The organism is Geothrix sp. SG200, from assembly GCF_022808935.1.
Classification (GTDB): domain Bacteria; phylum Acidobacteriota; class Holophagae; order Holophagales; family Holophagaceae; genus Geothrix; species Geothrix alkalitolerans.
In genome coordinates, this window is the sequence record NZ_JAKZFR010000001.1 from 683,151 (window position 1) to 708,820 (window position 25,670).

22 protein-coding genes are annotated in these 25,670 nt (G+C 68.1%); 13 read left to right on the top strand and 9 right to left on the bottom strand.

The annotated features are described in order from the left end of the window. Window positions 1-33: 33 nt before the first annotated feature. Window positions 34-762 carry a MotA/TolQ/ExbB proton channel family protein gene (locus ML539_RS03000; protein ID WP_243294054.1) on the bottom strand — a complete coding sequence of 243 codons (729 nt, stop codon included), beginning with the start codon at window positions 760-762 and terminating at the stop codon, window positions 34-36. Between the two features lie 51 nt (window positions 763-813). Beyond that, window positions 814-1,614, bottom strand: a complete 801-nt coding sequence (locus ML539_RS03005; protein ID WP_243320503.1) for an energy transducer TonB — start codon at window positions 1,612-1,614, stop codon at window positions 814-816. Window positions 1,615-1,876: 262 nt separating this feature from the next. Here ML539_RS03005 and tgt point away from each other — a divergent pair, with 262 nt between their 5' ends. Genes tgt through secD form a run of 3 tightly spaced genes read left to right on the top strand, consistent with a single transcriptional unit; the run spans window position 1,877 to window position 6,241 of the window. Next, a complete protein-coding gene (gene tgt, locus ML539_RS03010; protein ID WP_279341431.1) occupies window positions 1,877-3,025 on the top strand; it encodes a tRNA guanosine(34) transglycosylase Tgt in 1,149 nt (382 codons plus the stop codon). Continuing rightward, complete coding sequence (gene yajC / locus ML539_RS03015) at window positions 3,026-3,340, top strand: preprotein translocase subunit YajC (protein WP_243294051.1); 315 nt, start codon at window positions 3,026-3,028, stop codon at window positions 3,338-3,340. Window positions 3,341-3,394: 54 nt separating this feature from the next. Continuing rightward, window positions 3,395-6,241: a protein translocase subunit SecD gene (gene secD / locus ML539_RS03020; RefSeq protein WP_243320507.1), complete on the top strand. Its 2,847-nt coding sequence runs from the start codon at window positions 3,395-3,397 to the stop codon at window positions 6,239-6,241. A 143-nt stretch (window positions 6,242-6,384) separates the two neighbouring features. Here secD and ML539_RS03025 read toward each other — a convergent pair whose 3' ends face one another. Both ML539_RS03025 and ML539_RS03030 read right to left on the bottom strand, forming a co-directional pair. Beyond that, window positions 6,385-7,401: an alpha/beta fold hydrolase gene (locus ML539_RS03025; RefSeq protein ID WP_243320509.1), complete on the bottom strand. Its 1,017-nt coding sequence runs from the start codon at window positions 7,399-7,401 to the stop codon at window positions 6,385-6,387. Between the two features lie 57 nt (window positions 7,402-7,458). Further along, window positions 7,459-8,349, bottom strand: coding sequence for a polysaccharide deacetylase family protein (locus tag ML539_RS03030; RefSeq protein ID WP_243320511.1), 891 nt, complete (start codon window positions 8,347-8,349; stop codon window positions 7,459-7,461). Between the two features lie 116 nt (window positions 8,350-8,465). On the opposite strand from ML539_RS03030, the gene ML539_RS03035 reads away from it, so the two are divergent. The 7 genes from ML539_RS03035 (at window position 8,466) to ML539_RS03065 (ending at window position 15,222) form a co-directional block, all read left to right on the top strand. Beyond that, window positions 8,466-9,449: a hypothetical protein gene (locus ML539_RS03035; RefSeq protein WP_243320513.1), complete on the top strand. Its 984-nt coding sequence runs from the start codon at window positions 8,466-8,468 to the stop codon at window positions 9,447-9,449. Between the two features lie 133 nt (window positions 9,450-9,582). Continuing rightward, window positions 9,583-10,059, top strand: a complete 477-nt coding sequence (locus tag ML539_RS03040; RefSeq protein WP_243287939.1) for a 4Fe-4S dicluster domain-containing protein — start codon at window positions 9,583-9,585, stop codon at window positions 10,057-10,059. Window positions 10,060-10,071: 12 nt separating this feature from the next. Next, window positions 10,072-11,922 carry an aldehyde ferredoxin oxidoreductase family protein gene (locus ML539_RS03045; protein WP_243320515.1) on the top strand — a complete coding sequence of 617 codons (1,851 nt, stop codon included), beginning with the start codon at window positions 10,072-10,074 and terminating at the stop codon, window positions 11,920-11,922. An 18-nt stretch (window positions 11,923-11,940) separates the two neighbouring features. After that, window positions 11,941-13,185 (top strand): FAD-dependent oxidoreductase, encoded by a 1,245-nt coding sequence (locus tag ML539_RS03050; RefSeq protein ID WP_243320517.1) that lies wholly within the window; start codon window positions 11,941-11,943, stop codon window positions 13,183-13,185. After that, window positions 13,182-13,436 carry a MoaD/ThiS family protein gene (locus ML539_RS03055; RefSeq protein WP_243320518.1) on the top strand — a complete coding sequence of 85 codons (255 nt, stop codon included), beginning with the start codon at window positions 13,182-13,184 and terminating at the stop codon, window positions 13,434-13,436. The genes ML539_RS03050 and ML539_RS03055 overlap by 4 nt, the downstream gene beginning before the upstream one ends. Continuing rightward, window positions 13,436-13,720: a hypothetical protein gene (locus tag ML539_RS03060; RefSeq protein ID WP_243320520.1), complete on the top strand. Its 285-nt coding sequence runs from the start codon at window positions 13,436-13,438 to the stop codon at window positions 13,718-13,720. Before ML539_RS03055 ends, ML539_RS03060 begins: the two co-directional genes overlap by 1 nt. Before the next feature lie 29 nt (window positions 13,721-13,749). Next, window positions 13,750-15,222: an MFS transporter gene (locus ML539_RS03065; protein WP_243320522.1), complete on the top strand. Its 1,473-nt coding sequence runs from the start codon at window positions 13,750-13,752 to the stop codon at window positions 15,220-15,222. 16 nt (window positions 15,223-15,238) lie between these two features. Here ML539_RS03065 and ML539_RS03070 read toward each other — a convergent pair whose 3' ends face one another. The 5 genes from ML539_RS03070 to ML539_RS03090 all read right to left on the bottom strand — a co-directional run bounded on the left by ML539_RS03070 (window position 15,239) and on the right by ML539_RS03090 (window position 20,913). Next, window positions 15,239-15,934, bottom strand: coding sequence for a PilZ domain-containing protein (locus ML539_RS03070; RefSeq protein ID WP_243320524.1), 696 nt, complete (start codon window positions 15,932-15,934; stop codon window positions 15,239-15,241). Window positions 15,935-15,947: 13 nt separating this feature from the next. Next, a complete protein-coding gene (locus ML539_RS03075) occupies window positions 15,948-16,682 on the bottom strand; it encodes a metallophosphoesterase family protein (RefSeq protein WP_243320525.1) in 735 nt (244 codons plus the stop codon). 34 nt (window positions 16,683-16,716) lie between these two features. Beyond that, window positions 16,717-17,868 carry a shikimate kinase gene (locus ML539_RS03080; RefSeq protein ID WP_243320527.1) on the bottom strand — a complete coding sequence of 384 codons (1,152 nt, stop codon included), beginning with the start codon at window positions 17,866-17,868 and terminating at the stop codon, window positions 16,717-16,719. 87 nt (window positions 17,869-17,955) lie between these two features. Beyond that, window positions 17,956-19,095 (bottom strand): aspartyl protease family protein, encoded by a 1,140-nt coding sequence (locus tag ML539_RS03085; protein ID WP_243320529.1) that lies wholly within the window; start codon window positions 19,093-19,095, stop codon window positions 17,956-17,958. Between the two features lie 30 nt (window positions 19,096-19,125). Next, window positions 19,126-20,913: an ABC transporter ATP-binding protein gene (locus ML539_RS03090; RefSeq protein WP_243320533.1), complete on the bottom strand. Its 1,788-nt coding sequence runs from the start codon at window positions 20,911-20,913 to the stop codon at window positions 19,126-19,128. A gap of 90 nt (window positions 20,914-21,003) precedes the next feature. Between ML539_RS03090 and ML539_RS03095 the strand changes: the two genes are divergently transcribed. From ML539_RS03095 to ML539_RS15635, 3 genes are read left to right on the top strand one after another with little or no spacing between them, the layout of a single operon-like run. Beyond that, window positions 21,004-22,755, top strand: coding sequence for a M28 family peptidase (locus tag ML539_RS03095; protein ID WP_243320534.1), 1,752 nt, complete (start codon window positions 21,004-21,006; stop codon window positions 22,753-22,755). Further along, window positions 22,752-23,816 carry a 3-dehydroquinate synthase family protein gene (locus ML539_RS03100; protein ID WP_243320536.1) on the top strand — a complete coding sequence of 355 codons (1,065 nt, stop codon included), beginning with the start codon at window positions 22,752-22,754 and terminating at the stop codon, window positions 23,814-23,816. The genes ML539_RS03095 and ML539_RS03100 overlap by 4 nt, the downstream gene beginning before the upstream one ends. Beyond that, complete coding sequence (locus tag ML539_RS15635) at window positions 23,809-25,668, top strand: tetratricopeptide repeat protein (protein WP_243320538.1); 1,860 nt, start codon at window positions 23,809-23,811, stop codon at window positions 25,666-25,668. The genes ML539_RS03100 and ML539_RS15635 overlap by 8 nt, the downstream gene beginning before the upstream one ends. Window positions 25,669-25,670: the final 2 nt, after the last annotated feature.

Genomic DNA, 25,670 nt, shown 5'->3' on the forward strand with positions numbered 1-25,670 from the left:
GGAGCTCGCGCCCCCGGGCTGGGTGGCGGTTCCTTAGCTCTGGCTCTCGCGGCGGATGAACTCGTCGATCATCTGGGAAGCCGCGTTGTTGATGTTGGTGACGACGACATCCTGCTTGTTGGTCAGCAGGTTGTAGATCCACACGGCCGGGATGGCGACGAACAGGCCGAGGGCGGTGGTGGCCAGGGCCTCACCGATGGAGCCGGCCAGGGCGTTGATGTCGCCGGCGCCCTTGGTCTTCAGGTCGGAGAAGACCTTGATGATGCCGATCACGGTGCCGAGCAGGCCGATGAAGGGGGCGAGGGCGCCGATGGTGCCCAGGCCGCTCATGCCCTTCTTGAGGAGCTCGACCACTTCGGCGGTGCCGCGCTGGATGGCGCGCTCCACGGGCTGGATGGCATCGTGGTTGGGATTCATGGTCTTGAGCTGCTTCTCGTACTGGAAGATGTCCAGGCCGTGCTTCAGCACCAGGGCGATGTGGCTCTTGTTGTGGGTGGTGGCGGCGCGCTTGGCGGCTTCGAAGTCGCCGCGGCGGAGCGTGTCCATGAAGAGCTTCAGGAACTTGTCAGAGGCCTGCTTGCTCTGCGCGTAGGTCACGAAGCGCTCGATGGCCACGTAGATCTGGTAGGCCATCAGGATGAAGAGGACGGAGATGATGAACTTGTTGGCGATGGAGGCCGAACGCCAGATCTCGGCGGCGGAGAAGCTGTCGTGGCCGCCTTCGGCAAGACCGAGCATCAGGGGGGTGGTGAACAGGTTCATGAGGTTTCCTTATGGAATGGAGAGAGGATTGGACGTGGGAAGGTGCGCAGGCTACCGGAGCCGGAACGGCATGGTGAGCTTGAATCGCGCGTACTGGGGTGCGCCGTTCAGGAGGGCAGGCTCGAACTTCCACTGCATGGCGTAGGCTTCTGCCGTGGGCCGCAGCTGGGGAGGTCCTTCCTTCGCGACGGCCGAGGTGGGCACACCATCGGGGCCGACCACGATCTCCACGACCACCGTGCCCTGGATCTTGGCGATCTTGGCGAGAGGAGGATAAGGAGGGGCGGGGGGCTGGTACTTCACCTTGATCTGGCTGAAGTCGAAGTCCACCACCTTGCCGGTGCCTCCGACGACGCCGCCGACCACACCGCCGACCACACCGCCGATGACGCCGCCGGGAACACCGCCAGGGACGCCGCCGGGGACGCCGCCAAGGGAGTGGTCCTGCTTCGGAAGCTCCTTGGGCGCCTGCTCAGGCACCACTTCCTGCCGCGGATCGATGGGAGTCGTGTCCACCTTGCTGGCAGTCACGGCCATCGGCGGCGGCGGCGGCGGCGGTGGAGGCGGAGGAGGCGGCGGAGGCGGAGGCGGAGCGGCTTCCACCTGCTCGGCCAGGTCGATGCCCACCGTCCTGATCACCTTCTTCCCGGCCTCGGTGTGCTTCGCCAGCTGGAACCCGATGAACGCGAAGAGCGCGTACATGGCGATCGTCGTGGGAATGGTGACCTTGGGGTTGCCCCGCTTGATCGCCTCATTCCCGGCGACGAGGGAGGACTTGTATACAGCGTCCTCCAGGGTCTCCACGGGAGCCACCGGCTTGGCGGGGGGTGATTTTTTGGGATCTTTGCTCATGCGACTCCCTTGAAAAATCCAGGGGAAAAAACAGCGCGCCGGACCCATGGGAACTTCGGTCCGGCAACGAAGGGTGAGGATAAAGAGCTGGGGCTGGCCCAACGGCTAAGATGGCAAAGGGCGGACGGATGGTCAAGCTCGAAAGACGGGCCTGATCCCCGCCAAATCTGTCTTTCGCTGTTTTTTGCTTGGTTTCGCAACACCCGTCTGCGACCCAAGCAAATGAAATTGTTAATTTTTGTTAAGAAGGTCTGGACGTCCCATGTCGAAGGTCACAACCCCATATTTTTCATTCACCCCCGCTCCCGCCCCCCCCTCGGGGGCCGCGAGGGCGGGCGGGTTTTACACCTCGCATGGCGAGGTCCTGACCCCCGCTTTCATGCCCGTGGGGACCCAGGGGACCGTCAAGGGCATCACGCCGGTCCAGCTCCGGGAGGTGGGCCCCCAGGTGATCCTCGGCAACACCTATCATCTGGGACTGCGCCCCGGAGACAGCCTGGTGGCCCGGCTGGGAGGCCTCCACCGGTTCATGGGATGGGATGGGCCCATCCTCACGGATTCCGGCGGCTTCCAGGTCTTCTCCCTTGCCTCGCTCCGGAAGATGACCGAGGACGGCGTCACCTTCCAGAGCCACGTCGACGGCAGCCCGCAGTTCCTGTCACCCGAGCGGAGCCTGGAGATCCAGCGGAACCTGGGCTCGGACATCTGCATGGCCCTGGACGAGTGCCCCCCGGGCCGCATGGAGCGCGCCAAGCTTGAGGCCAGCATGGCCCGCACCACGCGGTGGTTGGCCCGCAGCCGCGCCGTGCCGCTCCAGCCGCACCAGGGTCTCTTCGCCATCAACCAGGGCGGGACCCACCTGGACCTGCGCCGGCGCCACCTGGCCGAGGCCATGGACATGGACGCGAAGACCCCCTTCCAGGGCTTCGCCGTTGGCGGCCTCAGCGTGGGGGAGCCCAAGGACGAGATGAACGGCGTGCTGGCGGAGTTCGTGAAGGAGCTGCCCGCGGACCGGCCGCGGTACCTCATGGGCGTGGGCACGCCGGAGGACCTGCTCTTCGGCATCGAGCAGGGGGTCGATCTCTTCGACTGCGTGCTGCCCAGCCGGGAGGCCCGCCACGGCCGCATCCTGACCAGCAGGGGCAAGCTCAACCTCAAGAACGCCCGGCACCGGGAAACCGACCTGCCGCTGGATCCGGATTGCGGCTGCTACACCTGCCGGACCTTCAGCCGGGCCTACCTCCACCATCTCTTCCGCTGCGGCGAGCTGCTGGGCTTCACGCTGAACACGATCCACAACCTGAGCTACACTGTGGGGCTCACCCGCGACGCGCGGCAGGCCCTGCTGGAAAACCGATTTCCGGAGTTCGCCCAGACCGCGCGCGCCCGATGGCAGACCGAGGAGCCCTAGATGATGTACGCACTTCTTCAGCAGACCCAGGCCGGCGGCGGGCCCGCTTGGATCCAGTTCGTGTTCATCGGCGGCATGGCCCTGATGTTCTACTTCCTCCTCATCCGGCCCCAGAGCAAGGCCCGCAAGGAGATGGAGGCCCGCCTGTCCAAGCTGAAGGCCGGCGACGAAGTCGTGCTGACCTCCGGCCTCTACGCCACCATCGACCGCGTCGAGGACAAGCACATCTGGATCAAGCTCGGCGGCTCCGTGGTCAAGGCCCGGCGCGCGGCCGTGGCGGCCCTGGCCTCCGAACCCGAACAGCAGCAGAACTGATCCCCTGACCTTCCGGGCCGGCCCCCGCCGGCCCGCTTCTTGTAGGAGCGCCCCGTGACCAAGCGGAGCCTCTGGCGCCTCGCCATTGTTCTCGCCGTGCTGTTCGGCTGCGGCTACTTCTTCATGCCTCTCTCGAAGGTGAAGCTGGGCCTCGATCTCCGGGGCGGCGTCCACTTCGAGCTGGAGGTCCAGGGCCAGGAGGCCCTCGCGGCCGACCTGCGCGACAGCCGGGATCGCCTCACCGCCCGCCTCAAGGAGAAGGGCCTCCCCGGCGCGGTGGTGCAGGTGGACGGCGACGCCCTCCGGGTCGACGGCGTGGGCGCGGACCAGAAGGCCACGGTGGAGAAGGTCGCCAAGGACTACTTCTCGGGCTACGCCTTCAGCGCCGATGGGGACGTCTTCCGGCTCACCCAGCGGGACTCCTACCAGAAGCAGCTGAAGGACGATGCCAACAAGCGCGCCCTGGAGGTCATCGAGAAGCGCATCCGCGACATCGACCCCGCCAACGTGCTGGAGCCCGAGATCACCGCCAGCGGCGCCGAAGGCAACCGCATCGTGGTGGAGATCCCCGGCATCGAGGAGGGCGACCGTGAGCGCATCAAGAAGCTGCTTGCCACGCCGGGTCACCTGGAGCAGCGCCTGGTGGCCAAGGCCCCCCAGGTCTACTTCAACACCAAGGAGGAGGCCCTGGCCTTCTTCAAGGGGACCATCCCGCCGGAATTCGAGCTGTTCCCGGAGATCGAGAGCGAACGCCAGGCCCGCCGCACGGGCCAGTCCGTGACGAAGGCCAAGCCCGGCGAGGAGAGGATCAGCAGGTGGGTCCTCCTGGAGAGCCGCGTGGCCGTGGACGGCGCCGACATCATCGACTCGCACCGCGCCTCCAACTCCCAGACCGAGGCCAACGAGGTCAACTTCACCCTCAACAAGAAGGGGGATGACGACTTCGCCCGCCTTACGGGCATCGCCTCGGAGGAGAGCCGCTACATCGCCATCGTGCTCGACCGGAAGATCGTCACCGAGCTGACGGCCAAGGAAAAGATCATCGGTGGCGCAGTCCGGATCAGCGGCAGCTTCACCGCCCAGGAAGCCGACGACCTGGCCAGCCAGCTTCGGAGCGGCGCCCTTCGCGCCCCCATGAAGTTTCTCGAGGAGCGCGTGGTGGGCCCCGGCCTGGGACGCGACTCCATCCATGCCGGCGTGCGGGCGGCGGTCATCGGCTTCGCCGCCATCATCGGCTTCATGGTCATCTTCTATCACTGGTCAGGCGTCAACGCGATCGTGGCCCTCACCGTGAACGTGATCGTGATGATGGGCCTGCTGGGCTCCTTCCGCGCCACCCTCACCCTGCCGGGCATCGCGGGCTTCGTGCTCACGTTGGGCATGGCGGTGGACGCCAACATCCTCATCTTCGAGCGCATCAAGGAAGAATTGGGCCTGGGCAAGAGCGTGCCCGGCGCCATCGACGCAGGCTTCGACCGCGTGTTCTGGACCATCGTGGACAGCCACGTGACTCAGCTCTTCGCTGCCCTGCTGCTCTTCATCTTCGGCACGGGCCCCGTGAAGGGCTTCGCCGTGACCCTGACTGTGGGCGTCGTAGCCTCGCTGTTCACCAGCATCTACATCAGCCGCTTCATCTACGATTGGGTCCTCGAGCACCATCCCGGCACCAAGACCCTCTCCGTGGGCAGCCACACCTTCTTCAAGGGCTCGTCCTTCGACTTCATGAAGTACAAGGGCACGGCCATCGCCATCAGCTGGGGCATCATCCTGATCTCGCTCCTCTATGTGCGGCCCTGGAACCTCACCCACAACAACCGCATCCACCTCGGCATGCAGTTCGTGGGCGGCAACGACATGACCGTGCGGTTCCGCGGCGCCATGGAACCGGAGACCATCCGGGCTGCCCTTGCCAGGCAGGGTTACTCCGACGCCTCCGTGGTGGCCTACGAGAACCCTGACAAATCCATCCACGACTTCTCGGTGAAGGTCAAGGCCAAGAAGGATGGGGACCAGAAGGACAGCACCATCCAGGCCAACGCTCTGCGGGCCATCTTCAAGAAACTGGATCCCGAAGGCGCGACCAGCGCGCTGCCGGCCCTCAACCTCGAAGGCTCCAAGACGCTGACGGATACGCTGGTGAAGGCCAATCCCGCTGGCATCGGCGGTGACGAGATGGCGCTGCAGGCCGCCTACACGCCCTTCGCGGAGAAGGTGATTGCCGGCCGCGACCGCCTGCCATCGGGCCTCTACCAGAGCTTTGCCGAGCTGCCCCAGGACCTGCCCCAGGCGCTGCGGGACACCGTCCAGAAGAGCTACCGGCTGGGCTCGGTGGGCATCCTGAAGGACGAGAGCTTCTCGCCCAGCATCTCCGGCGAGTGGACCCGCAAGACCCTCACGGCCGTGGCCTGGGCCCTGGGAGCCATCCTGGTCTACGTGATGTTCCGGTTCACGGCGAGCTTCTCCGTGGGCGGCATCGTGGCCCTGGTTCACGACATGCTCATGGCCCTGGCCCTCTTCGCGGCCTTCGGCTACGAGTTCAACGTGCCCGTGGTGGCCAGCTTCCTCACGCTGATGGGCTATTCCATGGCCGACACCATCGTGGTGTTCGACCGCATCCGCGAGAACAGCCATCGGCCGGAATACCGCCGCGCCAGCGTCACCAAGCTGGTGAACGACTCCATCAACCAGACCCTGGGCCGGACGATCCTCACCTCGCTGTCCGTGCTGTTCGTCTCGGTCTGCCTCTGGCTCTTCGGCGGGCCGGCCCTCCACGACCTGGCCTTCCCGCTGGTGATCGGCGTCATCACCGGTACCTACTCGTCCATCTACATCGCCAGTCCCGTGGTGGTGTACTGGGACCAGTGGTTCGGCGGCAAAGATAAGTTGAAGCAGCACGCTTGATCCATTCCGGGGGTTTCCCCGCCACGCCTGCGTGGCGGGGATCTAAGGTCCACGCTCCGCTTCGCCGCGCGAACACCCCCGGACCCCCAAGAAGAAGCCCGGCTGAGCCGGGCTTCTTCTTGTTCCCCGAATAGCGCTGTGGCCTATTTCAGGTGCTTCTCGAGGAATGCGTAGATCTCCTTTCGCGATTCCTGGGCCAGGGTGGTGTCGATGCGGTTGAAGCTGTGGCCGCCGGGGGCGTCCTGGTAGATCTTGTGCTCGAAGGTCTTGCCGGCGGCCTTGAGGGCATTGATGAGGGTCTCGACCTCCACCACGTTCACGTCGCGGTCGTTGGTGGTGCTGTGGACGAGCAGGGGGGTGCGCAGCTTCTGGACGTTCCACACGGGACTGCGGCGTCGCACCATTTCCACGTCTTCGCTGGGGGTCTTGCCGGCGAACATGGTGCGGACCACGGCGTCGTCCCGGTACTCCTCGCCGGCGTAGCCCACCCGCATCAGGAGGTCGGACACGGGCACGCCGGCGTAGCAGGCGGCGAACTTCTCGGGGTGGTCGAAGACGGCCATGAGCGAGATGAGGCCGCCATGACTCCAGCCCACCATGGCGCAGCGCTTGGGGTCCACCGGGAGGTGCTCCACGGCCCAGTCGCGACCGGCCACCACGTCGTCGATCTCCAGGCCGCCGTAGTCGATGGCATCGTAGAGGCCCTTCCCGTAGCCTGTGGAGCCCCGGTAGTCGGGCGCCACCACGATGTAGCCGCGCTCGATCATCTCCCGCACGATGTGGGCGTGGTAGGTGCCGAAGTCGCCATGGACGCCTCCGTGGGGCAGCACGATGAGGGGCAGCTTCCGGCCCTTCTCGGCCTTGCGGGGGACGAAGACGTACTGCTGGATCTTCAGGGGGTGCCGCTGGTTCTTGATGCCATAGGTCTCCTCGCCCCGGGGGTTCGGCGGGCCCGTGTAGGTCACCTTGTCCACCACGGCCACGTCGGAGAGACGCTGGAACCAGAGCTGGTCGTCGGCGGCCTTGCGCAAAGAATCGAGCTCCCAGTGGAGGCCGCTCACGCGGGACTCCAGTCGCTTGACGCGGGCGTCCTCCGGGGCCTGGGCCGCGAGGGGGGGCAGGGCCAGGGCGCAGAGCAGGAGCGGGACGGGAAGGCGCATGGGAACCTCGGGATGGGCTTTCCCGAGGTTACTGCAACAGACATCGTCTTGCGATGATCAGCCCTCCCAGCTCACCCAGCCCGCCCGGCCGGGGATCTCCCGGCGGGAGACTGCCTTGGCCGGCGGGTTCGCCGCCTTCAGCTCCGGCAGCCAGTCCGCGTGGGTCCGGGCCACGACGCCGCGTTCATTGAGGCCGCCCAGGAAGGCGTCGAAGGTCTCGAAGAGCGCGCCGCCTTCCACCTCGGTGTGGAGGGCGTAGACGTTCAGGGCGTCCTCCCGCACCAGGTCCCAGACCTCGCGGTTCACCTGGTCCGGCGTGCGCCCCTCCAGGCCCAGCAGCTCGTCCAGGGTGGGCAGGGTGGTGGGGATCTGGAGGGTCGACAGCGTGCGTCCCTTCACGATGGGGTAGAAGGGCGCGAGGCCCCGGCAGTCCCCCGCGTAGGCCAGGCCGTAGGTCTCCTGCAGCTCCAGCGTGGTGTCGTTGCAGCGCCAGGCCGGGCTCACCGCGCCCAGTGGCTTCTCGCCGAAGACGGTGCCGAACGCCTCATGGGCGTTCGCGTACCAGTCCGACAGCCATTTCCGCGACTTGCGGTCCAGCAGGTCGTGGTACTGCACATGGTCCCAGGCGTGGATGCCCACCTCGTGACCCGCGGCCTGGGCGGCCCGCATCTCGGCGGCGGCACGCTTCCAGATGATGGGCGCGGGCAGCAGCACCCCGTACATCATGGTCTTGAAGCCGTAGAGCTTGGTGGCGTTGGTGCGCCGCATCTTGGCCAGGAAACCCTTGCGGAAGATGCGCCGGATGGCCTTGCCGCTGTTGTCGGGGCCGAAGCTGAAGTAGAAGCTGGCCCGCATCTGGTGCTTGTCCAGCAGGCGCAGGAGGGTGGGGATGCCCGTGACCGAGCCTTCCAGGGTGTCGACGTCCACGCGAAGCGAAATGGCTTTCATGAGGTTCCTTCCCGCTCCCATTGTTCCCGGCGGGCCGAAACCCCGCCAGGGCCGCTTTGTGGATCGCCCTGTCGCCTGTATGCTTGGCCCGCTCACCACACTTGATCGAGGAACCCATGACTCAGAAACGTCTGGTACGCCTGTCGGAACTCACCGGCCTCAAGGCTGTTCCCAAGGGCCCCTGGCAGGGCCCGGCCGTGGCCGGCTCCGTGAGAGGCTTCCCCGTGGCCGTCGCCTGGACCCGCAATGACCGCCAGGCGCAGGCCACCCTCCTGGTGCGGTTCGCCAAGGGCTCCTGGACCGCGGGACCGGAGGGGCTGAAGCAGTTCGCCGAATCCTCGGAAGAACTCCGCGCGGCCGTGGGCAAGAAGACCCTCCCCAAGGCCATGCTGAAGTCCTTCCAGCTCCTGGAGGACGGGCTCCTCTGCCAGTGGCCGTATTCGTTCTTCGCGCCCAGGCCCGAAGCGGTGGCCGCGGTGCTCAAGGTCCTGGTGGCCTTCGCGGAGCGGGCGGCCAAGCCGGTGTCGGAGCAGTGCGAGGGCTGCGGACGGGAGACGCGGGAGGGCCTCTGGATGGCGGATGGCGTGCCCGTCCGGGTCTGCACCCCCTGCCGGGCCTCTCAGGACGAGCAGGCGCGGCGGGCGCAGGAAGCCTACCAGGCGATGGCCTCCAACCCCCTGGCCGGCCTCCTCTACGGGCTGGCCACGGGCGCGGTGCTGGCCGTGGCCTGGGGCGGTCTCGCCTACCTGATCCACCGGATCTTCCTCTGGGGTGCCATCGGCATCGGCGTGGCGCTGGCCTGGACCATCAACCGGGGCATGGAGAAGGTGAACCACTTCGGGCGGGCGCTCACGGTGCTGCTGACCCTGGCCACGGTTCTCGCGGGGGACTACCTGTTCATCCTCTTCTCAGCCGCTCAGGAAGCGGAAGGTGGATTGAGCCTCCGTCTCGCTTCGGCGGTGGCGACCCACTTCTACGAAGTCAATTTCCAGAACGGGTCGGGCTTCGTGAGCCTCCTCTTCGCCCTGGTGGGCGCGGGCTACATCCTCTACGTGAACCGGCCGCCGCGGTTCCGCGTCACCTACGAGCCCTTGGGCTGAGGGGAAAAGGGCGCCGGAAGGCGCCCTTTTCTTGTCAGAGGAAATCAGAAAAAGGGCCCTTCCGTCCTCCGTTATCCGATCTATGATCATCGCGATCCATTCCTGACAGTGCCATCACATAGGAGGTTCCGCCATGCAGAAGTCCCTCCACATCGATCCCAACAAGTGCACGGGCTGCCTCCAGTGCGAGATGGCCTGCGCCTGGGAGAACCACCGCAGCTTCACCATCGCGAAGTCGCGGATCAAGGTGTTCACCTTCCACAAGGAAGGACGCTTCGTGCCCTACACCTGCACGCAGTGCGACGAGGCCTGGTGCATGACCGCCTGCCCGGTGGACGCCATCCGGCTGGATCCCGTCACCGGCGCGAAGATCGTGCTGGAGCCCACCTGCGTGGGCTGCAAGGTCTGCACGATCGCCTGCCCCTTTGGCACCATCAACTACGTGGCCTCCACCGGCAAGGTGCAGAAGTGCGACCTCTGCGACGGAGAGCCGGCCTGCGCCAAGGCCTGCCCGACCGGCGCCATCACCTATGTGGACGCGGACTGGACGGGGCTTGGCAAGATGCGCCAGTGGGCCGGCAAGACTGACACCAACCCGGCGACGGTGTGAGGAGCGACTGCCATGGCATGGACCAAGAACGTTCTCCGCGTGAACCTCGAGACCGGCACCTGCACCACGGAGCCGCTGAACATGCAGTGGGCCCAGGATTACCTGGGCCAGCGGGGTCTCGCCACCAAGTACCTCGTGTCTGAGATCGACCCGAAGGTCGATCCCTTCTCTCCCAAGAACAAGCTCATCTTCGTGACGGGCCCGCTCACGGGCACCATGGCCGCTACCGGCGGACGCTACTCGGTGGTCACCAAGGGGCCGCTCACGGGCGCCATCGCCTGCTCGAACTCCGGCGGCTACTTCGGCGCGGAGCTGAAGTTCGCGGGCTGGGACATGGTGATCCTCGAAGGGGCTTCTCCGAAGCCGGTCTACCTCCTCATCAACGACGGCAAGGCCGAGCTGGTCGATGCATCCCACCTCTGGGGCAAGACCGTCTGGGAGACCGAGGAGACCATCAAGGCCCAGCACCAGGATCCCCAGATCCGCGTGGCTGCCATCGGCCGGGCCGGCGAGAACCGGGTGCTCTACGCGGCCATCGTGAACGACCTGCACCGCGCCGCGGGCCGCTCCGGCGTCGGCGCCGTCATGGGCTCCAAGAACCTCAAGGCCGTGGCTGTCCGGGGCACCCGAACGGATGCGTACCAGATGGCCAACCCTGAGGCCTTCTTCGCTGCCACGGAAGCCGGCAAGAAGGTGCTGGCCGCCAACGGCGTGACGGGGCAGGGGCTCCCCACCTACGGCACCCAGGTGCTCATGAACGTCATCAACGAGCTTGGGGCGCTGCCCACGCGCAACCACCGGGAGGTGCAGTTCGAAGGCGCCCACGACATCTCCGGCGAGGCCATGCACGAGAAGCGGCCCACGGACGGCAAGGCGAACCTCGTCACCAACGGCGCCTGCTTCGGCTGCACCATCGCCTGCGGCCGCATCTCCCGCATGGATCCCGGCCACTTCAGCGTCAAGGACAAGCCCCAGTACCATGGCGCCTCCGGCGGCGTGGAATACGAAGCCGCCTGGGCCCTGGGCGCGGCCAACGGCGTGAACGATCTGGAGGCCCTCACCTACGCCAACTTCCTCTGCAACGAGGACGGCTTCGATCCCATCACCTTCGGGGCCACCGTGGGCGCCGCCATGGAGCTCTACGAGATGGGCGTGCTCACCGAGCAGGAGGTGGGCTTCAAGCTGCCCTTCGGCTCCACGGAGGCGATGGTCAAGCTGGCGGAGCTGACCGCCAAGGGTGAAGGCTTCGGCAAGGTCATGGGCCTGGGCTCCAAGCGGCTCTGCACGAAGTACGGCCACCCCGAGCTGTCCATGACGGTCAAGAGCCAGGAGTTCCCGGCCTACGACGGGCGCTCCCTGCAGGGCATGGGCCTGGCCTATGCCACCAGCAACCGCGGCGCCTGCCACCTGCGCGGCTACATGGTGTCCCCCGAGGTCCTGGGCATCCCGGTGAAGATGGAACCCCAGGCCACGGAAGGGAAACCGGCCATGCTGAAGGCCTTCCAGGACCTCACGGCCGTGGTGGATTCCGCCGGCATTTGCCTCTTCACCACCTTCGCCTGGGGCCTCGCGGACATCCAGCCGCAGATCCAGGCCGCCTGCGAGGGCGACTGGTCCGAGGAGCGCCTGCTGCTGGTCGGCGAGCGCATCTGGAACATGGAGCGGGAGTTCAATCTCGCCGCCGGTTTCACGGCCAAGGACGACAGCCTCCCGCCGCGGCTGATGAAGGAACCCGCCCAGACCGGTCCCCAGAAGGGCGCCGTGTCCAAGCTCGACGTCATGCTGCCGGAGTACTACCAGGTGCGCGGCTGGACCAAGGATGGCGTCCCCACCGCCGAAACGCGCAAGCGCCTCGGCGTATGAAGAGAGCATGAGGTTCCCATGAAGCACCTCATCATCGGAAGCGGGCCCGCCGGGGTGGTCGCGGCAGAGACCCTGCGCAAGGCCGACCCCGCCGCGGAGATCACCCTGCTCTGCGGCGAGGGGGAGCCTCCTTACGCCCGCATGGCCATCCCCTACCTGCTGAAGGGAGAGATCGAGGAGGCGGGCACCCACATCCGGAAGGATGCCGACCACTACGAGCGCCTGCGGATCCAGCTGGTTCAGGCCCGGGCGAAGGGCATTGACACGGCCCGCCGCACCGTCGATCTGGGCGACGGCCGCCAGCTCCCCTTCGACCGGCTGCTCATCGCCACGGGGTCCCATCCCAGCCTGGAGAAGATCCCAGGCATGGACCTCCCCGGCGTTCACAGCTGCTGGACCCTCGAGGACGCCCGGACCATCCTCGCCCAGGCCCGCCCCGGCACCCGCATCGTCCAGATGGGCGCGGGCTTCGTGGGCTGCATCATCATGGAGGGCCTGCTCTCCCGTGGCGTGGACCTCACCATCCTCGTCCGCAGCGGCTACATGGTGCGCCGCATGATGAACCCCACCGCCAGCGGCCTCATCCGCAAGTGGTGCGAGGCCAAGGGCGTGAAGGTCCTCACCCACACCCAGCCCCAGGGCCTCTCGATCAAGGAGGGCGTCCTCCAGGTGGCTCTGGGCGAAGGGCGCGTGCTGCCGGCGGACCTCTACCTCAGCGTGGTGGGCGTGGACCCCACCCTGGGCTTCCTGGAGGGCAGCCGCATCGAAGTGGGTCACGGCATCCTGGTGGACGCCGCCATGCAGACCAGCGTTCCCGGCATCTATGCTGCGGGGGACGTGGCCGAGGCGACGGATTGCCTCACGGGCCAGCGGCGGATCAACGCCATCCAGCCCAACGCGGTGGAGCAGGGCCGGATCGCCGCGCTGAACATGGCCGGAAAGCCTGCCCAGTTCCGCGGGAGCTTTGTCTTCAACGTGCTGACCACGCTCGGCCTGGTGTCTTCCTCCTTCGGGGAATGGCAGGGGGTGCCGGGCGGGGAATCCACCGAGGTGCTCGACGAGGCCCACTACCGCTACCTGAACCTCCAGTTCGACGGGGACCGCTTGGTAGGCGCCAACTGCGTGGGGTTCGCCGACCACGTGGGCGCATTCCGCGGGCTCATCGAAGGGCGGATCCGCCTGGGCATCTGGAAGCAGCGCCTCCTGGAGGATCCGACGCGGATCATGCAGGCCTACCTCGCGGCCGCGCACCGGGTGGCATGAAGATCACCTTCAAGCTCTTCGCCTCCCTCGCGGTCCACCTGCCGCCGGAGGCGCGAAGGCGGCATCGCATCGACCTGGAGGTGGATCCGGGCTGCACGGTGGGCGAGGTGATCCGCCGCCAGGGCGTTCCGCCAGCCCAGTGCGCCATCGTGCTGGTGGACGGCGCCTGGGTGGCCGCCTCGGAATGGGACTCCCGCACCTTGACCGAAGGGCAGGCCCTGGCCATCTGGCCACCCGTGGCCGGCGGCTGATGGACCACCGCCTGGATCTGGAGATGGCCATCTCCCGGGAGGAGTTCCTGCGCCTGTTGCCCGGGGCTGTGGGGTCCTTCGCCGAAGGGGAGGAGGGCCTCTTCCGGGGTGCGGATGGCGCCGGTCGCTGGATCATCCGGCTCGTGCCCCTGGCGGAGCTCCGCCTGGGCAGCGTGGTCCTGCCCCGTCACCGTGTCGAGGTCCGCCTCGCCGACTGCCCGGCGGAGGCGGCCCAGGCCTTCATGGCCCAGCTTCTCCGCGGCTTCATGCGGGGCGGGGGCTAGAAAACCCCAAGGTCCCGTATAATCCCCGGATGCCCACCCAGCGCTCCTCCGGAATCCTCCGCTCCTTCCCGCCGGTCTTCTGGCTGGCGAACGTCATGGAGCTCTTCGAGCGGGCGGCCTACTACGGCCTCAACTCGGTGCTCGCGGTCTACCTCACGAACGAGGTCGTGAAGGGCGGCCTGGGCTTCACGGAGCAGTCCGTGGGCTTCCTCCAGAGCCTGATCTACGCCTTCACCTACGTCATTCCCATCGCCGGCGGAGCCCTGGCGGACCGGTACGGGTACCGACGCATGCTGCTCTTCGCCTTCTCGATCCTGACGGCAGGCTATTTCGTGGCGGGGAACGTCACCTCCTACGGCGCGGTCTTCGCGGGGCTGCTGGTGATGGCGACCGGCGCGGGCCTGTTCAAGCCCATCATCTCGGGCACCCTGGCCCGCACCACCACGGAGGAGAACTCCGGATTCGGCTTCGGCATCTACTACTGGATGATCAACATCGGCGCCTTCCTGGCGCCCCTGGTCGTGAGCGTGCTGAAGGGGTTCTCGTGGCGCTACGTGTTCATCGCCTCGGCCCTCTACTGCGCGGCCATGCTGGTGCCCACGGTCTTCCTGTTCAAGGACCCGCCGAAACCCGAGAACACCAAGAGTCTGAAGGAGGTGGCCCACGGGGCGGCCCTCGTGCTGGGCGACGCGCGCTTCATGCTGATGATCGTGGTGTACTCCGGCTTCTGGATCCTCTACTTCCAGAACTTCGGGTCCGTGCTCTGGTACCTGCGCGACTTCGTGGATGCCACGCCCGTGAACCGCTTCTTCGCATCCTTCGGCGTGCCCCTCAAGTTCGACGCCGAGCATGTCACCGTGGTCAACGGCGGCACCATCATCCTGCTACAGGTGCTCGTCAGCCGCATCGTGAAGAAGATCCGGCCCCTGCCCACCATGGTCTCGGGCATCGTCATCGGCACCCTCGGCTTCCTGTGCCTGGCGGCCTCCACGAACGTGTGGGTGTTCATCCTGGGCATCTCGGTCTTCTCCATCGGCGAGATGACGGCCCACCCGAAGTACTACAGCTACGTGGGCCTGGTGGCGCCGGCGGACAAGAAAGCCGTCTACATGGGCTATGCCTTCCTCTACGGCGTCATCGGCAGCCTCATCGGCTCGAGCCTGGGGGGCGCCCTCTACGGAGCCATGCTGAAGCCCATGGTGGGCCAGCCCGGCGGCCCTGCCGCGGCCCGCGCCTTCTGGCTGTTCTTCGTGGCGCTCAACGTGGTGGCGGCCGTCGGCCTCGTCCTCTACGACCGCTTCTTCGCCATGGACACGCCGGAGACCAACGAGAAGGCCCGCAAGATCATGCTGGGGATCTACGTCCTGCTCCTCGCCGCGGGCGTGGCATTCGTCTGGTCGGCGGTGGCCGGCCCCTCCGTCTCCTACAAAACCCTGGTCCAGGCCGTGATCATGCTGGCCCTGGGCGCGGGCGGAACGGTGGTCAGCCTGCGCAAGGGCTGAAACCTCGTTCGGGGGCTCAGCTCTGCCGGAATCCCTGGGAGCGGTCCGTGCGCCGCGCCTGGATGAAGCGGTGGATGGGCTCAAGGTCCATGTCCGGGCCCGGATGCAGCACCACGCCGAGGCGCGTGGGGTAGTCCTGGCCCTCGAGGTAGGCGAGATGGCGGACCTCTCCGGGGCAGTGGAGGACCGATCCGTCCGGCAGCTTCGCGTCGATCTCCACCGGGGCGTGGAGGTCCACCATCAGGGGCTCGTCGAGGGCGAGTCCCACGCCGGTCTCGGTGAGGTTCACCAGCAGGGCATCGAGGGTTCGCCCCCCCAGGCCCACCCGGACCTTCAGCGGCGCCTGCTCAGGCGCGGCCACGCGCATGTCCCGCCGGCGGTGCAGCTGCGCCGACTCGTGGGGCCAGTCCAGGCGCAGGAGCGGATCGCCGGCCTCGTCCTGGAGGGGGGCCAGCAGGATGGAGTCCAGGGTGAGCACCTCCTCGCCCAGCAGCACGGTGAGGGTGACAGCGGTGCCCTCGGCGGGCATCGCATCCCGGGCATGCAGGCCGGACAGCTCCAGGGTCGAGCCGGGGCGGAAGCTGTGGAGGCGGAGGTCCCCCAGCAGCCGGGAACTGATGCCCTGGAGCCTCAGGCTGGCCACCGCCTTGGTGAGGCGGGCCTGGATGAGGAACTGTTCCAGGACGGGGGCCGACAAGGTGGAGTGTCCCATGGGGTGATGCCTTTCAAATGCCCTGGCTCAGCCGTTCGGCCAGGGTGCGGTGCAGTCCCGCCTCCAGGATGGCCTTGGCCGCGCCCTTCACGTCGTACTCGATGCGGTGGAGACGGAGCCGCTTCCGCCTGGGGTCGAAGGTCATGAAGGATACCCTGGGATCGCGATCCCGGGGCTGACCCACGGAGCCGGGGTTCACCAGGTACCGGCAATGCGGCTGCATCTCGAACCAGACGCCGGGATCGAGGCAGATCCAGTTCAGCCGGCCCTGGGCCTCGTCCAGCTCGAAGCAGCCGGGCAGGTGGGTGTGGCCGAAGAAGCAGAGGGGCCCCTGGAAGGCGTCGAAGGCCTGGCTGATCTCGCGCATGTGCAGGAGGTAGGCGTCCTCGTCCACGGGGGACCCGTGGGCGATCTGGTAGTCATCCCCCACCCACTGGGGTCCCACCGGGAGGTCCGCCAGGAACCGCCAGTTGTCCTGCCGCAGCTTCTCCCGGGTCCAGTCCGCGGCCATGTGGGCGGGCAGGCTGAAGGTGCCGTCGGGCTCGAGGCCCGCGCACACCTTGTCGTGGTTGCCCCGGACCATGAATCGGGGCCGCAGCTCGCGGACCTTGTCCAGCAGCTGGTTCGGATGGGCCCCATAGCCCACCAGGTCCCCCAGGAGCACGAAGCGGCGGATGGCCCTCCGTCGCGCGAACCGCAGCACGGCCCGGAGGGCGTGCAGGTTCGAATGCAGATCGGAAAGGATCAAATCCAATGGGATATTCCTGGGGGAGACCCCCATTCTAACAAGCCCTCAACATGGCGGAGACAAGATCCTCGGGATTTCGGCCGAAGGAGAGCAGGGCGGGGGCGAGGGACCAGGCCGAGGCGCGGGCGGCGCACCGGGCCATGAAGGCGCTCCGGTCCTGGGCCAGGGGGCGCAGGGGATCCCGTCCCACCCGTTCCCAGGCCCGGGCCGGCGGCTCCGCCAGCCAGAGGGGCGCGCAACCAGCGGCGGCGACGGCCTCCCGGTTGGCCGGGGACTCCCAGGCGCCGCCCCCCAGGGCCACCACGGCGGGCTGGGTCAGGAGGGTGGGCAGCAGGGCAGTCTCCAGGGCCCGGAAGGCGCTTTCGCCCCGCTCGGCGAAGATGACGCTCACCGGAAGGCGCTGATCCGCCTCGATCACGTCATCCAGGTCATGGAAGGCCAGGCCCAGCTGCCGGGCCAGCAGCCGGCCGAGGGTGCTCTTCCCGGCGCCGCTGCCGCCCAGGAGCACCACGCCCTGCCCCTGCCGGAAGGGCGGCCGGACGTGCCACCGCGCCTGCTGGACCTCCCAGCCCAGGGTGGCGGGGTCGGTGCTGCGGTGGACCTCGCCCACCATGGCCAGGGACTCGGCCCCGGCCTCGAAGCAGGCCCTGGCGTCCGCGGGCCCCAGGCCGCCGATGGCGATGGGCGCGAGGCCCTGGGCCCGCAAGGCCGCGCAGCCCGCGCGGAGCCCTTCGAGGCCGATGGGCGTGGCGTGATCGGACTTCGTGGCCGTGCCGCGGAAGGGGCCCAGGCCGGCATGGTCACAGGCCGGGTCGACGGCCTCCCACTCCGTTGGGCCATGGGTCGAGGCGCCGACATGGCAGCCGCCCAGTCCAGGGAGGCGCCGCGCCTCGGTCGCGGGCAGGTCGCCTTGGCCCAGGTGCAGGCCCCAGGGGGCGAGCCCTTCCTGGGCCGCAAGCATGGCCAGGTCCGCCCGATCGTTCACGCAGATGAAGGGCCAGCCGCCGTTCGCCGCCGCGTCCGCCAGGGCCGCGCGCAGCTCCAGCCACTGCGATCTCGCATCCAGGGGCTTCCCCCGGAACTGAACCAGCGGGAACCCCGCCCCGCCCAGGCGGCGGATCTGGGCGGACAGCGGCTCGGGACGGGATGCGTCCGTGATCGGGTAGAGGGGCGGGAGGTGGAGCATGCAGGCAGTGTACCTGGGCCAGAAAAGGGTGGCCGACCTTCGCAGCCCGGTCGTCACCACGCCAGGCGACTGTCTCTGCTCGAAGCATCATTTCGGTTCGGGAAGTTCGATCCGGGCCGGTCTCTCGTTTCGCATGATGGATAGCGACCGAGCCTTTCCACTGAGCACAGCTGCCCGAAGCGTGGCGAGGTTGAGGGAATCACCCTGCAGATCCCCGAAGGCCAGCAGACGGTCTCCCGCCCGAAGTCCTGCCCGCTCGTAGACGCTACCCGGTTTGACGCCCAGGATGACCAGCCTGGGTGTGGCACCCGACCGGTCCCAGACAGCATGAAGAGATTGCCGAACCGCAGGCTTTGCGTCCAGGCACCCGTTCGGCCCGACCTTGAACCCCACTTGGGCTCCTCTGAAATCGAGCCAGATGGAGGGCCACATGGCCGATAACCCAAGGAGATCCTCCTCCTCGATCTCCACATAAGGGTCGCACCACTGCTTCGCGCCGATGCCGACAGCTGCTGAAATTGATCTGACCTGCTGGGGGGATTCCTTGCCGGCCACAGTCACCGAAATTGAGGTCGGGCTCGGGACTGTCCGCCTTGGGAGGTTCTTGGCCGCCCGTTCTGAAACCGTAAGGAACCCAGTCAGGCCCGTATCGCAAACGGCCTCGAGCCGAAATCCTGCGACGTCCAGCCGGACGAGCGGCACCCCATTTGAATGTTTGAAAGCCAAGTTCTGCAAGTAGAGCCCCTCAGAGCCGCTATTCCAGCAAATCACCTGGTGGTGGAAGTCCATCAAGAAGGTCTGGTCCCGAAGCAGGTTCATGCCGATCAGACCCGCAACTGGGATGTCCATGGTCTGGTTCAGATAGCTGAGGTCGAGCAGAATGGCCCGGAAGGCGCGGGCGTGCAAGGGGCCGCACTGGAGTTGGTGGACCCGGACAGGTTCGGCGGTTACGGCCGATCCTCCAGCTGCGACAGCTTCGACCTTCTTCCCCTTCAGATCCGCGTCCCGAGTCCAGAACTCAGGGCCAATCGACCGGTCGAGCACGGACATTTCAGATCCGGTGTCGACCACCATGCGCACTTCCTTCGAGGTGCCGTCGCCACGCAGGAGGTGGACTTTGACGACCGGGATCCCGAACAGACTAGATTCCATGGGGGTGGACTGGGTCGAGCCGTTCGCCTGGGCGACCAGTGCTGCCAGCCCAAACCCGATCGCTGCTAGACGCATCCTGCCTCCCAGGCGTCCAGCCTACCCCCCTTAGGCCGCCTCGCCCTCCGCGAACTGCAGCCGCACGAGCTTGGCGTAGACGCCGTCCTGGGCGATGAGGGCGTCGTGGTTGCCGCGCTCCACGAGGACGCCCTGGTCCATGACCCAGATCTCGTCCGCGTCCCGGATGGTGGAGAGGCGGTGGGCGATGGTGAAGGTGGTGAGGCGGTGGCTCACGCGCTCGATGACGGACTGGATCTTGGCCTCGGTCTCGGAGTCGATGTTGGCGGTGGCTTCGTCCAGCAGCAGCACGGCGGGCTCCAGGTAGAGCATGCGGGCGAAGGCCAGGAGCTGCCGCTCCCCGGCGCTGAGCTTCTGGCCCCGCTCCCCCACCTGGGTCTCCAGGCCCTGGGGCAGCCGGGACACCAGGTCCTTCAGCTGGCTCTGCTCCAGCACCGAGGCCAGGCGGGCCTCGTCGAGGGTGCGGTCCAGCACGATGTTGTCGCGCAGGCTGCCGGAGAAGACGAAGACATCCTGGAGCACCAGCCCGAAGAGGTCGCGCAGGCTGCGGATCTTCAGCTCCCGCACATCCACGCCGTCCACGGTGATGCGGCCCTCGTGCACGTCGTAGAAGCGCATGAGCAGGTTGATGAGCGTGCTCTTGCCGGCCCCGGTGTGGCCCACCACGGCCACGCGGCGGCCCTTGGGGATGACGCCGCTCAGCTCGCGGACCACCTTCCGGCCGCCCTCCTCGTAGGCGAAGGAGACGTTCTCCAGGCGCACTTCGCCGGTGAAGGTGGCCGGTTTGGCGTTGGCGGCTTCCGGGATCTCCTCCTGGTTGTCCAGCAGGCGGAAGATGCGCTCGCTGGAGGCCAGGGCCGTCTGCATCACGTTGTAGCGCTCGGCCAGTTCCCGGATGGGCCGGAAGAACCGCCCCGACTGCTGGATGAAGGCCAGGAGCAGGCCCCAGGTGATGGCCCCGGCCTGGAGCTTGAAGCCCGCGTAGAAGATGAGGGCCGCCAGGGTGCCGGAAGTGATGAACTCCACCACGGGGAAGAACACGGCGTAGGCGAAGATGGTGCGGAGGAAGGCCTGGAAGTAGTCCTCGTTCAGGCCCTTGAACTGGGCGTCGCTGCGCGCCTCCTGGGCGTTCACCTGCACCAGGCCCATGCCGGAGATCTGCTCCTGGAGGAAGGCGTTGATGCTCGCGTAGCGCCGCTGGGTCTCCCGGAAGGCCTCGCCCGCCCGGCGGCGGAAGATCTCCGTGGCCACGAGCAGGAAGGGCAGGATGCCCAGGGCCACCAGGGCCATGCCCGGATGGGTCCAGAACATCCAGGCCACGATGGCCAGCAGGGAGAGCGCGTCCCCCACGATGGCCACGAAGCCCGAGGCGAACATCTCGTTGAGGTTCTGGACGTCGCTGGTGACCCGGGTCATGAGGCGGCCCACGGGGTTCCGGTGGAAGAAGTCCGTGCTGCGGCCCATGAGGTGCTCGAAGAGCTGCACCCGCAGGTCGAGCATGGCCTTCTGGCCCACCTGGGCCAGCAGGAAGTAGCGCGCGAAGCTCACGAGGAATCCGGCGATGAGCACTCCGAAGAACCCGGCGATCATGGGAGCCGCGCCCTTCAGGCTGCCCTGGGCCATGAACCGGTTGATGAGCCGGAGCGTCAGCTCCGAGGGCATGACCTCCAGGAAGGCGCCCAGGGCCATCAGGAACAGCAGGGCCAGGAGGGCGGCCCACTGGGGGCGGAGATAGCCGGCCAGGCGCCAGAGCAGGGTGTGGCGCATGGGCCGCTGGTCCATCCGGTCGGATTGAAAGTAGGCTTCCTGTTCGGACATGGGGCCATTCTCCCACAGGCGCCCCGATTCCCGTCGCGACCAGGACGGATCGGGGCCGCGCCTGTAAAGTAGAAGATTGCCGGAGACGTCATGGGCCCCTGGATTCCCGCCTTTCTTGCCGCCGCCCTCGTGGCGCAGGTTCCGCCCTCCGGATCCGCGGTCGAGGGCCGGCTGCGCCGGGATGTGGCGTTCCTGGCCTCGCCGGGCCTCCAGGGCCGGGGCAACGGGTACCCGGGGCTTGACCAGGCCGCCGAGCATGTCCTGCAGACCTGGAAGGAACTGGGCCTGAAGGCGCAGATCCAGCGGTTCCCGTTCGTCGCGAAGGTGGTCCGGGAGGCCCAGGGCGCCCTCCTGACCCACGGCGAGGAGGCCCGGCCGCTGGTCTGGGGCCGGGACATCGAGGCCATCGGCTACAGCGGGGACGCGGACTTCCGCATGAAGCCCCTCGCCTTCGCCGGCTATGGTGTGCACATCCCCGGCGGCTACGACGATCTCGCGGGCCTCGAGGTGAAGGATCACGTGGTGGTCATTGCCCGCACCCTGCCCGATACGGAGGCCTTCGCGCACCTGCCGCGGGGGGAGCGGAGCCTGCTGGCCCGCGTGAAGCGCCTGCAGGCCGGGAGGGCCGCCGCGGTCCTCGTGCTGGAGGATGGACCGGCCCGGCCCCTGCAGCGGGAGGAGGGGCCGGTGAAGCTGGACATCCCCGTGCTCAGCCTCTCGACGGGCGCCCTCGGGGACGCCTGCGGCGACCTCCAGGCCCGCCTCCAAGCCATCCGGAATACCGGGACGCCCGCCAGCCAGGACTTCATCTACGCTCCCTGGACCACGCTCACGCTGAAGCTGAGGCTCCGCCGCGAAGAAGCCCAGGTGCCCAACGTGGTGGCCCTGATCCCCGGTCGCGATCCCAGGCTGCGGAAGGAATGCATCGTCATCGGCGCGCACCTGGACCACCTGGGCCTGGGCGAGCGCCACAGCCTGGGAGGCGCGGAAGCGCGGGGACAGGTGCACCCCGGCGCGGACGACAACGCCTCGGGCGCGGCCCTGGTGCTGGAGCTGGGCCGGGAGTTGAAGCAGGCCCGCCCGCGGCGCTCCATCCTGCTGATGCACTTCGGCGGCGAGGAAGAGGGCCTGCTGGGCTCCAGCCATTGGATCCAGCACCCCACCCACCCGCTGGAATCCGTGAAGTTCATGCTCAACTTCGACATGGTGGGCCGGCTGGATCCCGCCGCCCCGAAGCTGCTGATGGGCGGGCTGGGCGCCCCGAAAGCCGCCCTGGAGGCCGCGAAGAAGCTGGCGCCGGAGGGTTTCTCCATCAGCGGGGACGTGGGGGCGGCCGTGGGCGGCTCGGACCACATGGCCTTCTCCCAGGCGAAGATCCCCACGTTCTTCTTCTTCACGGGAGTCCACGGCGAGTACCACCGGCCCACGGACACGGCGGACCGCATCAATGTCGCCGGCATGGCGGCCCTGGCGGCCTACGGGCGCACGGTGGCCCTGGATCTCGCCGACGCGGACACGCTGCCGGCCTTTGATCCGGATACCGCCAAGGTGGTCCTGCCGGGCGCTGGCGGACCCATGCGGGTCGCCTTCGGAACCCTCCCCGACTACGCGGACAACCCCCGGGGTTTCCGCATCAACGGGGTATCCCGGGGCTCCACGGCAGAGGCCATCGGGCTTCAGGCCGGCGACATCATCATCAGTTTCGGTGGCCGGCCGGTGAAGAACATCTACGATTTCATGGACGCCCTCGGTGCCCACAAGCCCGGCGACAAGGCCGTGGTCCGATGGCTCCGGGGAGACCAGACCATGCAGGCCGAGGCCACCCTGAAAGGCCGCTCATGAGACTCGCCACCCCCATCGGGTTCGCCACCGAGGTCTTCCTCCAGGAGGCGCCGGATCCGGCCCTGCTGCCCGAGGGGCCCTGGACGCTGGTGGGCGATCTGCACCTGAGGGAGGCCTGGACCCGCGCGGGCCTCCCGGAGCCCAGCCACGCCCTGTGGGTGGCGGTGTCCGAGGAGGAGAAGAAACTCCGGACCATCCTCCCCTGGCTGGAGCACTGGGCCCGGGTGCCCCTGCACCGGGACGCCACCGTGGTGGCCCTGGGCGGCGGCGTCCTCTCGGACATGGTGGGTCTGGCCTCAGCTCTCTACTTGCGGGGCATCGCCTGGCAAGTCTGGCCGACGTCCCTGCTGGCCATGGCGGACGCGGCCCTGGGCGGCAAGACTGCCGTGGACCTCGCCGCGGGCAAGAACCTGGTGGGAGCCTTCCACTCCCCCAGGCGCCTGGTGGCCTGCACCTCCTTCCTGGCCAGCCTGCCCGAGCGGCACCTGGAGAATGGCCGCTGGGAGCTGGTCAAGACCGCCCTCATCCAGGGCGAGACGCCCTGGGCCGTGGAGATGCTGCAGGACGGGCCCGTGAAGGTCCCCTGGGTGGAGCGGGCCCTGGCCTACAAGGCCGGTGTGGTGCACCGGGACCCCCGGGAGGCGGGCGAGCGGCGGCTGCTGAACCTCGGCCACACCCTCGGCCACGCCCTCGAGGCGGCGTCGGGCTACGACCTGCTCCATGGGGAGGCGGTGGGCCTGGGCCTGCTGGGCTCCTGCCTCCTGGCGGAGGACCTCGGCCTCAAGCCTTTCCCCGCCGCCTTCCTCGCCTCCCTGGCCCGGCGGCTCGCCCCGCTGGCGCCCATGGTCGCCCCCTGGTCGGCCTGCCTTCCGCTGCTGCACCGGGACAAGAAGGCCAGGCACGCGCCCGGGGCCACCGAGGACGCGCCGGCCACGGAGATCCACTGCATCCTCCCCCGCCTCGGGGAACCGGCGATCCAGCGCGCCCTGGCCCCCGGGGCCTGGGAATCCCCCCATGCCCGTCTTGTCGATCTGCTCCACCGGGAGGCTCCCCGTGCCTGACGTCCGCCTTCCCCTCCTCGCCGTCCTGCTGGCGGCCAGCCTGGCCGCGGCACCGCCGGAAGACGTGCGGGCCCTGATGCTCCAGGCCCGCGCCCTGCAGCTGCGCGGCGGCGGTTCGGATCCCGCCGCCGCGGTGGCCATCTACCGGCGGGTGGCGGCCCAGGTGCCTGAGAGCGCGGAGGTCCACCTGCGGCTGTCCGAGGCCCTCCAGGAGGCCCAGGACCCCCGAGGCGCCCTGGCGCCGGCCCGCAAAGCCGTGACCCTGGCGCCCCGGAGCGCGGAGGCGCGGGCCCACCTGGGCCTGCTCCTGTACCAGCTCTCCCAGTCGGACGAGGCCATGGCGGCGGAGGCCGCGAAGGAACTGCGGGCTGCCACAGCCCTGCTGCCCCAGGATCCGGAGCTGTGGGCCCGGCTGGGCGAGGTGTCCGAGAAGCTGAAGGATAACGAGGGGGCCCTTCAGGCCTGGCTGCATCTGGGCCGGCTCCGTCCCAGCTTCCAGGCGGCCTGGGAGCGGGCGGCCATCCACGCGCGGGCCCTCCAGAACTACGAGGGACGGCGCGAGTCCGTGCTCGCCCTCAATGCCCGCAACCCCGACGAGCGCCAACTCCGCATGCTGGAAGAGCTGGCCCGGGATCAGATCCAGGCGGGCTACCTGGCCCACGCCGAAGAGAGCTTCCTCCTGCTCGCCCAGCACCTCCCGCGGGAGGCGGGCCTCTGGGAGAACGTCGCCCTGGTGCGCCTCCAGACCTCGCGGTTCGAAGAGGCCCTGGAGAGCCTGGGCAAGGCGGAAGCCCTGAAGGTGACGCCCCGGACGACCTTCAACACGGCCCGCGCCCTCATGAACCTGGGGCGCTTCCAGGAGGCCGAGACCCGGCTCGCGACCCTTCTCGCCGGCAAGATCCAGGAGGACTGGATCGCCGACGGATCGCAGGCCCTCTATGCGGAGACGCTCCTTCTCCAGGGCAAGGGCGGCGCCCTGCTGACCTACCTCAAGGAGCACCCGGGACGGGAGCAGGTCGCGGGCGAGCTGCAGGTGTTCACCTGCCAGGCCCTCATCAGCCGCAACGATTGGAAGAGCGCCCTGGCCGCGCTGAAGGACGGCATCGCGCGATTCCCCAAGGTGCCCTTCTTCCAGCAGGCCGCGGAACTTCCGCCCGATTGCCTGGAATACCGCTTCTTCTCGCGGAAGGAGACCCGCGCCGTCCTGGAGCAGCTCCATCTGGAGGGCATGGCGGCCATCTGGTCCGAGTTCCGCCGCTGGGACAAGTGCCTGGAGGCGCTCGAGCGGGCCCGCAGCCTGGGGCCGGTGAAGAACGTGGACATCCTGATCATGCAGAGCAGCGCCTATGACCAGCTGGGGCGGGCCGACGATTCCCTCCGGGTGCTCCGGGAGGCGCAGAAGACGAACCCGGGCAACCCCATGGTGCAGAACAACCTGGGGTACCAGCTGCTGGAGCAGGGGCAGAACTTGGAGGAGGCCGCCTCGCTCATCGAGGCCAGCGCCAAGGCCACCCCGGACAACGGCAACGTCATCGACAGCCTGGGGTGGGCCCAGTTCAAGCTGGGGAAGATCGCGGAGGCGGAAGTCACCCTCCGCCGTGCGGCGGAGCTGAGCCCCTTCAGTCCGGAGGTGCGGAAGCACCTGGGTGAAGTGCTGGTGAAGCAGGGCAAGCTGGCCGAGGCGGCCGAACAGTGGGAACGGGCCCTGGCGTTCGTCTTCCCGGACCGCCCCGCCCTGGAGAAGCGGCTGGGGGAGCTCCGCGTCCGCCTGGCCCGCGAGCAGGCCCGGAAGGTCGGAGAGGCCCAGGCGCCCGCACCGGACGCCACCCCTGATGACGACGACGAGGAATGATC

Bases quoted from the DNA above. Each gene is read 5' to 3' on its own strand.
- ML539_RS03000 (WP_243294054.1), bottom strand. From the start codon at position 762: ATGAACCTGTTCACCACCCCCCTGATGCTCGGTCTTGCCGAAGGCGGC.
- ML539_RS03005 (WP_243320503.1), bottom strand. From the start codon at position 1,614: ATGAGCAAAGATCCCAAAAAATCACCCCCCGCCAAGCCGGTGGCTCCC.
- tgt (WP_279341431.1), top strand. From the start codon at position 1,877: ATGTCGAAGGTCACAACCCCATATTTTTCATTCACCCCCGCTCCCGCC.
- yajC (WP_243294051.1), top strand. From the start codon at position 3,026: ATGATGTACGCACTTCTTCAGCAGACCCAGGCCGGCGGCGGGCCCGCT.
- ML539_RS03025 (WP_243320509.1), bottom strand. From the start codon at position 7,401: ATGCGCCTTCCCGTCCCGCTCCTGCTCTGCGCCCTGGCCCTGCCCCCC.
- ML539_RS03030 (WP_243320511.1), bottom strand. From the start codon at position 8,349: ATGAAAGCCATTTCGCTTCGCGTGGACGTCGACACCCTGGAAGGCTCG.
- ML539_RS03035 (WP_243320513.1), top strand. From the start codon at position 8,466: ATGACTCAGAAACGTCTGGTACGCCTGTCGGAACTCACCGGCCTCAAG.
- ML539_RS03040 (WP_243287939.1), top strand. From the start codon at position 9,583: ATGCAGAAGTCCCTCCACATCGATCCCAACAAGTGCACGGGCTGCCTC.
- ML539_RS03045 (WP_243320515.1), top strand. From the start codon at position 10,072: ATGGCATGGACCAAGAACGTTCTCCGCGTGAACCTCGAGACCGGCACC.
- ML539_RS03050 (WP_243320517.1), top strand. From the start codon at position 11,941: ATGAAGCACCTCATCATCGGAAGCGGGCCCGCCGGGGTGGTCGCGGCA.
- ML539_RS03055 (WP_243320518.1), top strand. From the start codon at position 13,182: ATGAAGATCACCTTCAAGCTCTTCGCCTCCCTCGCGGTCCACCTGCCG.
- ML539_RS03060 (WP_243320520.1), top strand. From the start codon at position 13,436: ATGGACCACCGCCTGGATCTGGAGATGGCCATCTCCCGGGAGGAGTTC.
- ML539_RS03065 (WP_243320522.1), top strand. From the start codon at position 13,750: ATGCCCACCCAGCGCTCCTCCGGAATCCTCCGCTCCTTCCCGCCGGTC.
- ML539_RS03070 (WP_243320524.1), bottom strand. From the start codon at position 15,934: ATGGGACACTCCACCTTGTCGGCCCCCGTCCTGGAACAGTTCCTCATC.
- ML539_RS03080 (WP_243320527.1), bottom strand. From the start codon at position 17,868: ATGCTCCACCTCCCGCCCCTCTACCCGATCACGGACGCATCCCGTCCC.
- ML539_RS03085 (WP_243320529.1), bottom strand. From the start codon at position 19,095: ATGCGTCTAGCAGCGATCGGGTTTGGGCTGGCAGCACTGGTCGCCCAG.
- ML539_RS03090 (WP_243320533.1), bottom strand. From the start codon at position 20,913: ATGTCCGAACAGGAAGCCTACTTTCAATCCGACCGGATGGACCAGCGG.
- ML539_RS03095 (WP_243320534.1), top strand. From the start codon at position 21,004: ATGGGCCCCTGGATTCCCGCCTTTCTTGCCGCCGCCCTCGTGGCGCAG.
- ML539_RS03100 (WP_243320536.1), top strand. From the start codon at position 22,752: ATGAGACTCGCCACCCCCATCGGGTTCGCCACCGAGGTCTTCCTCCAG.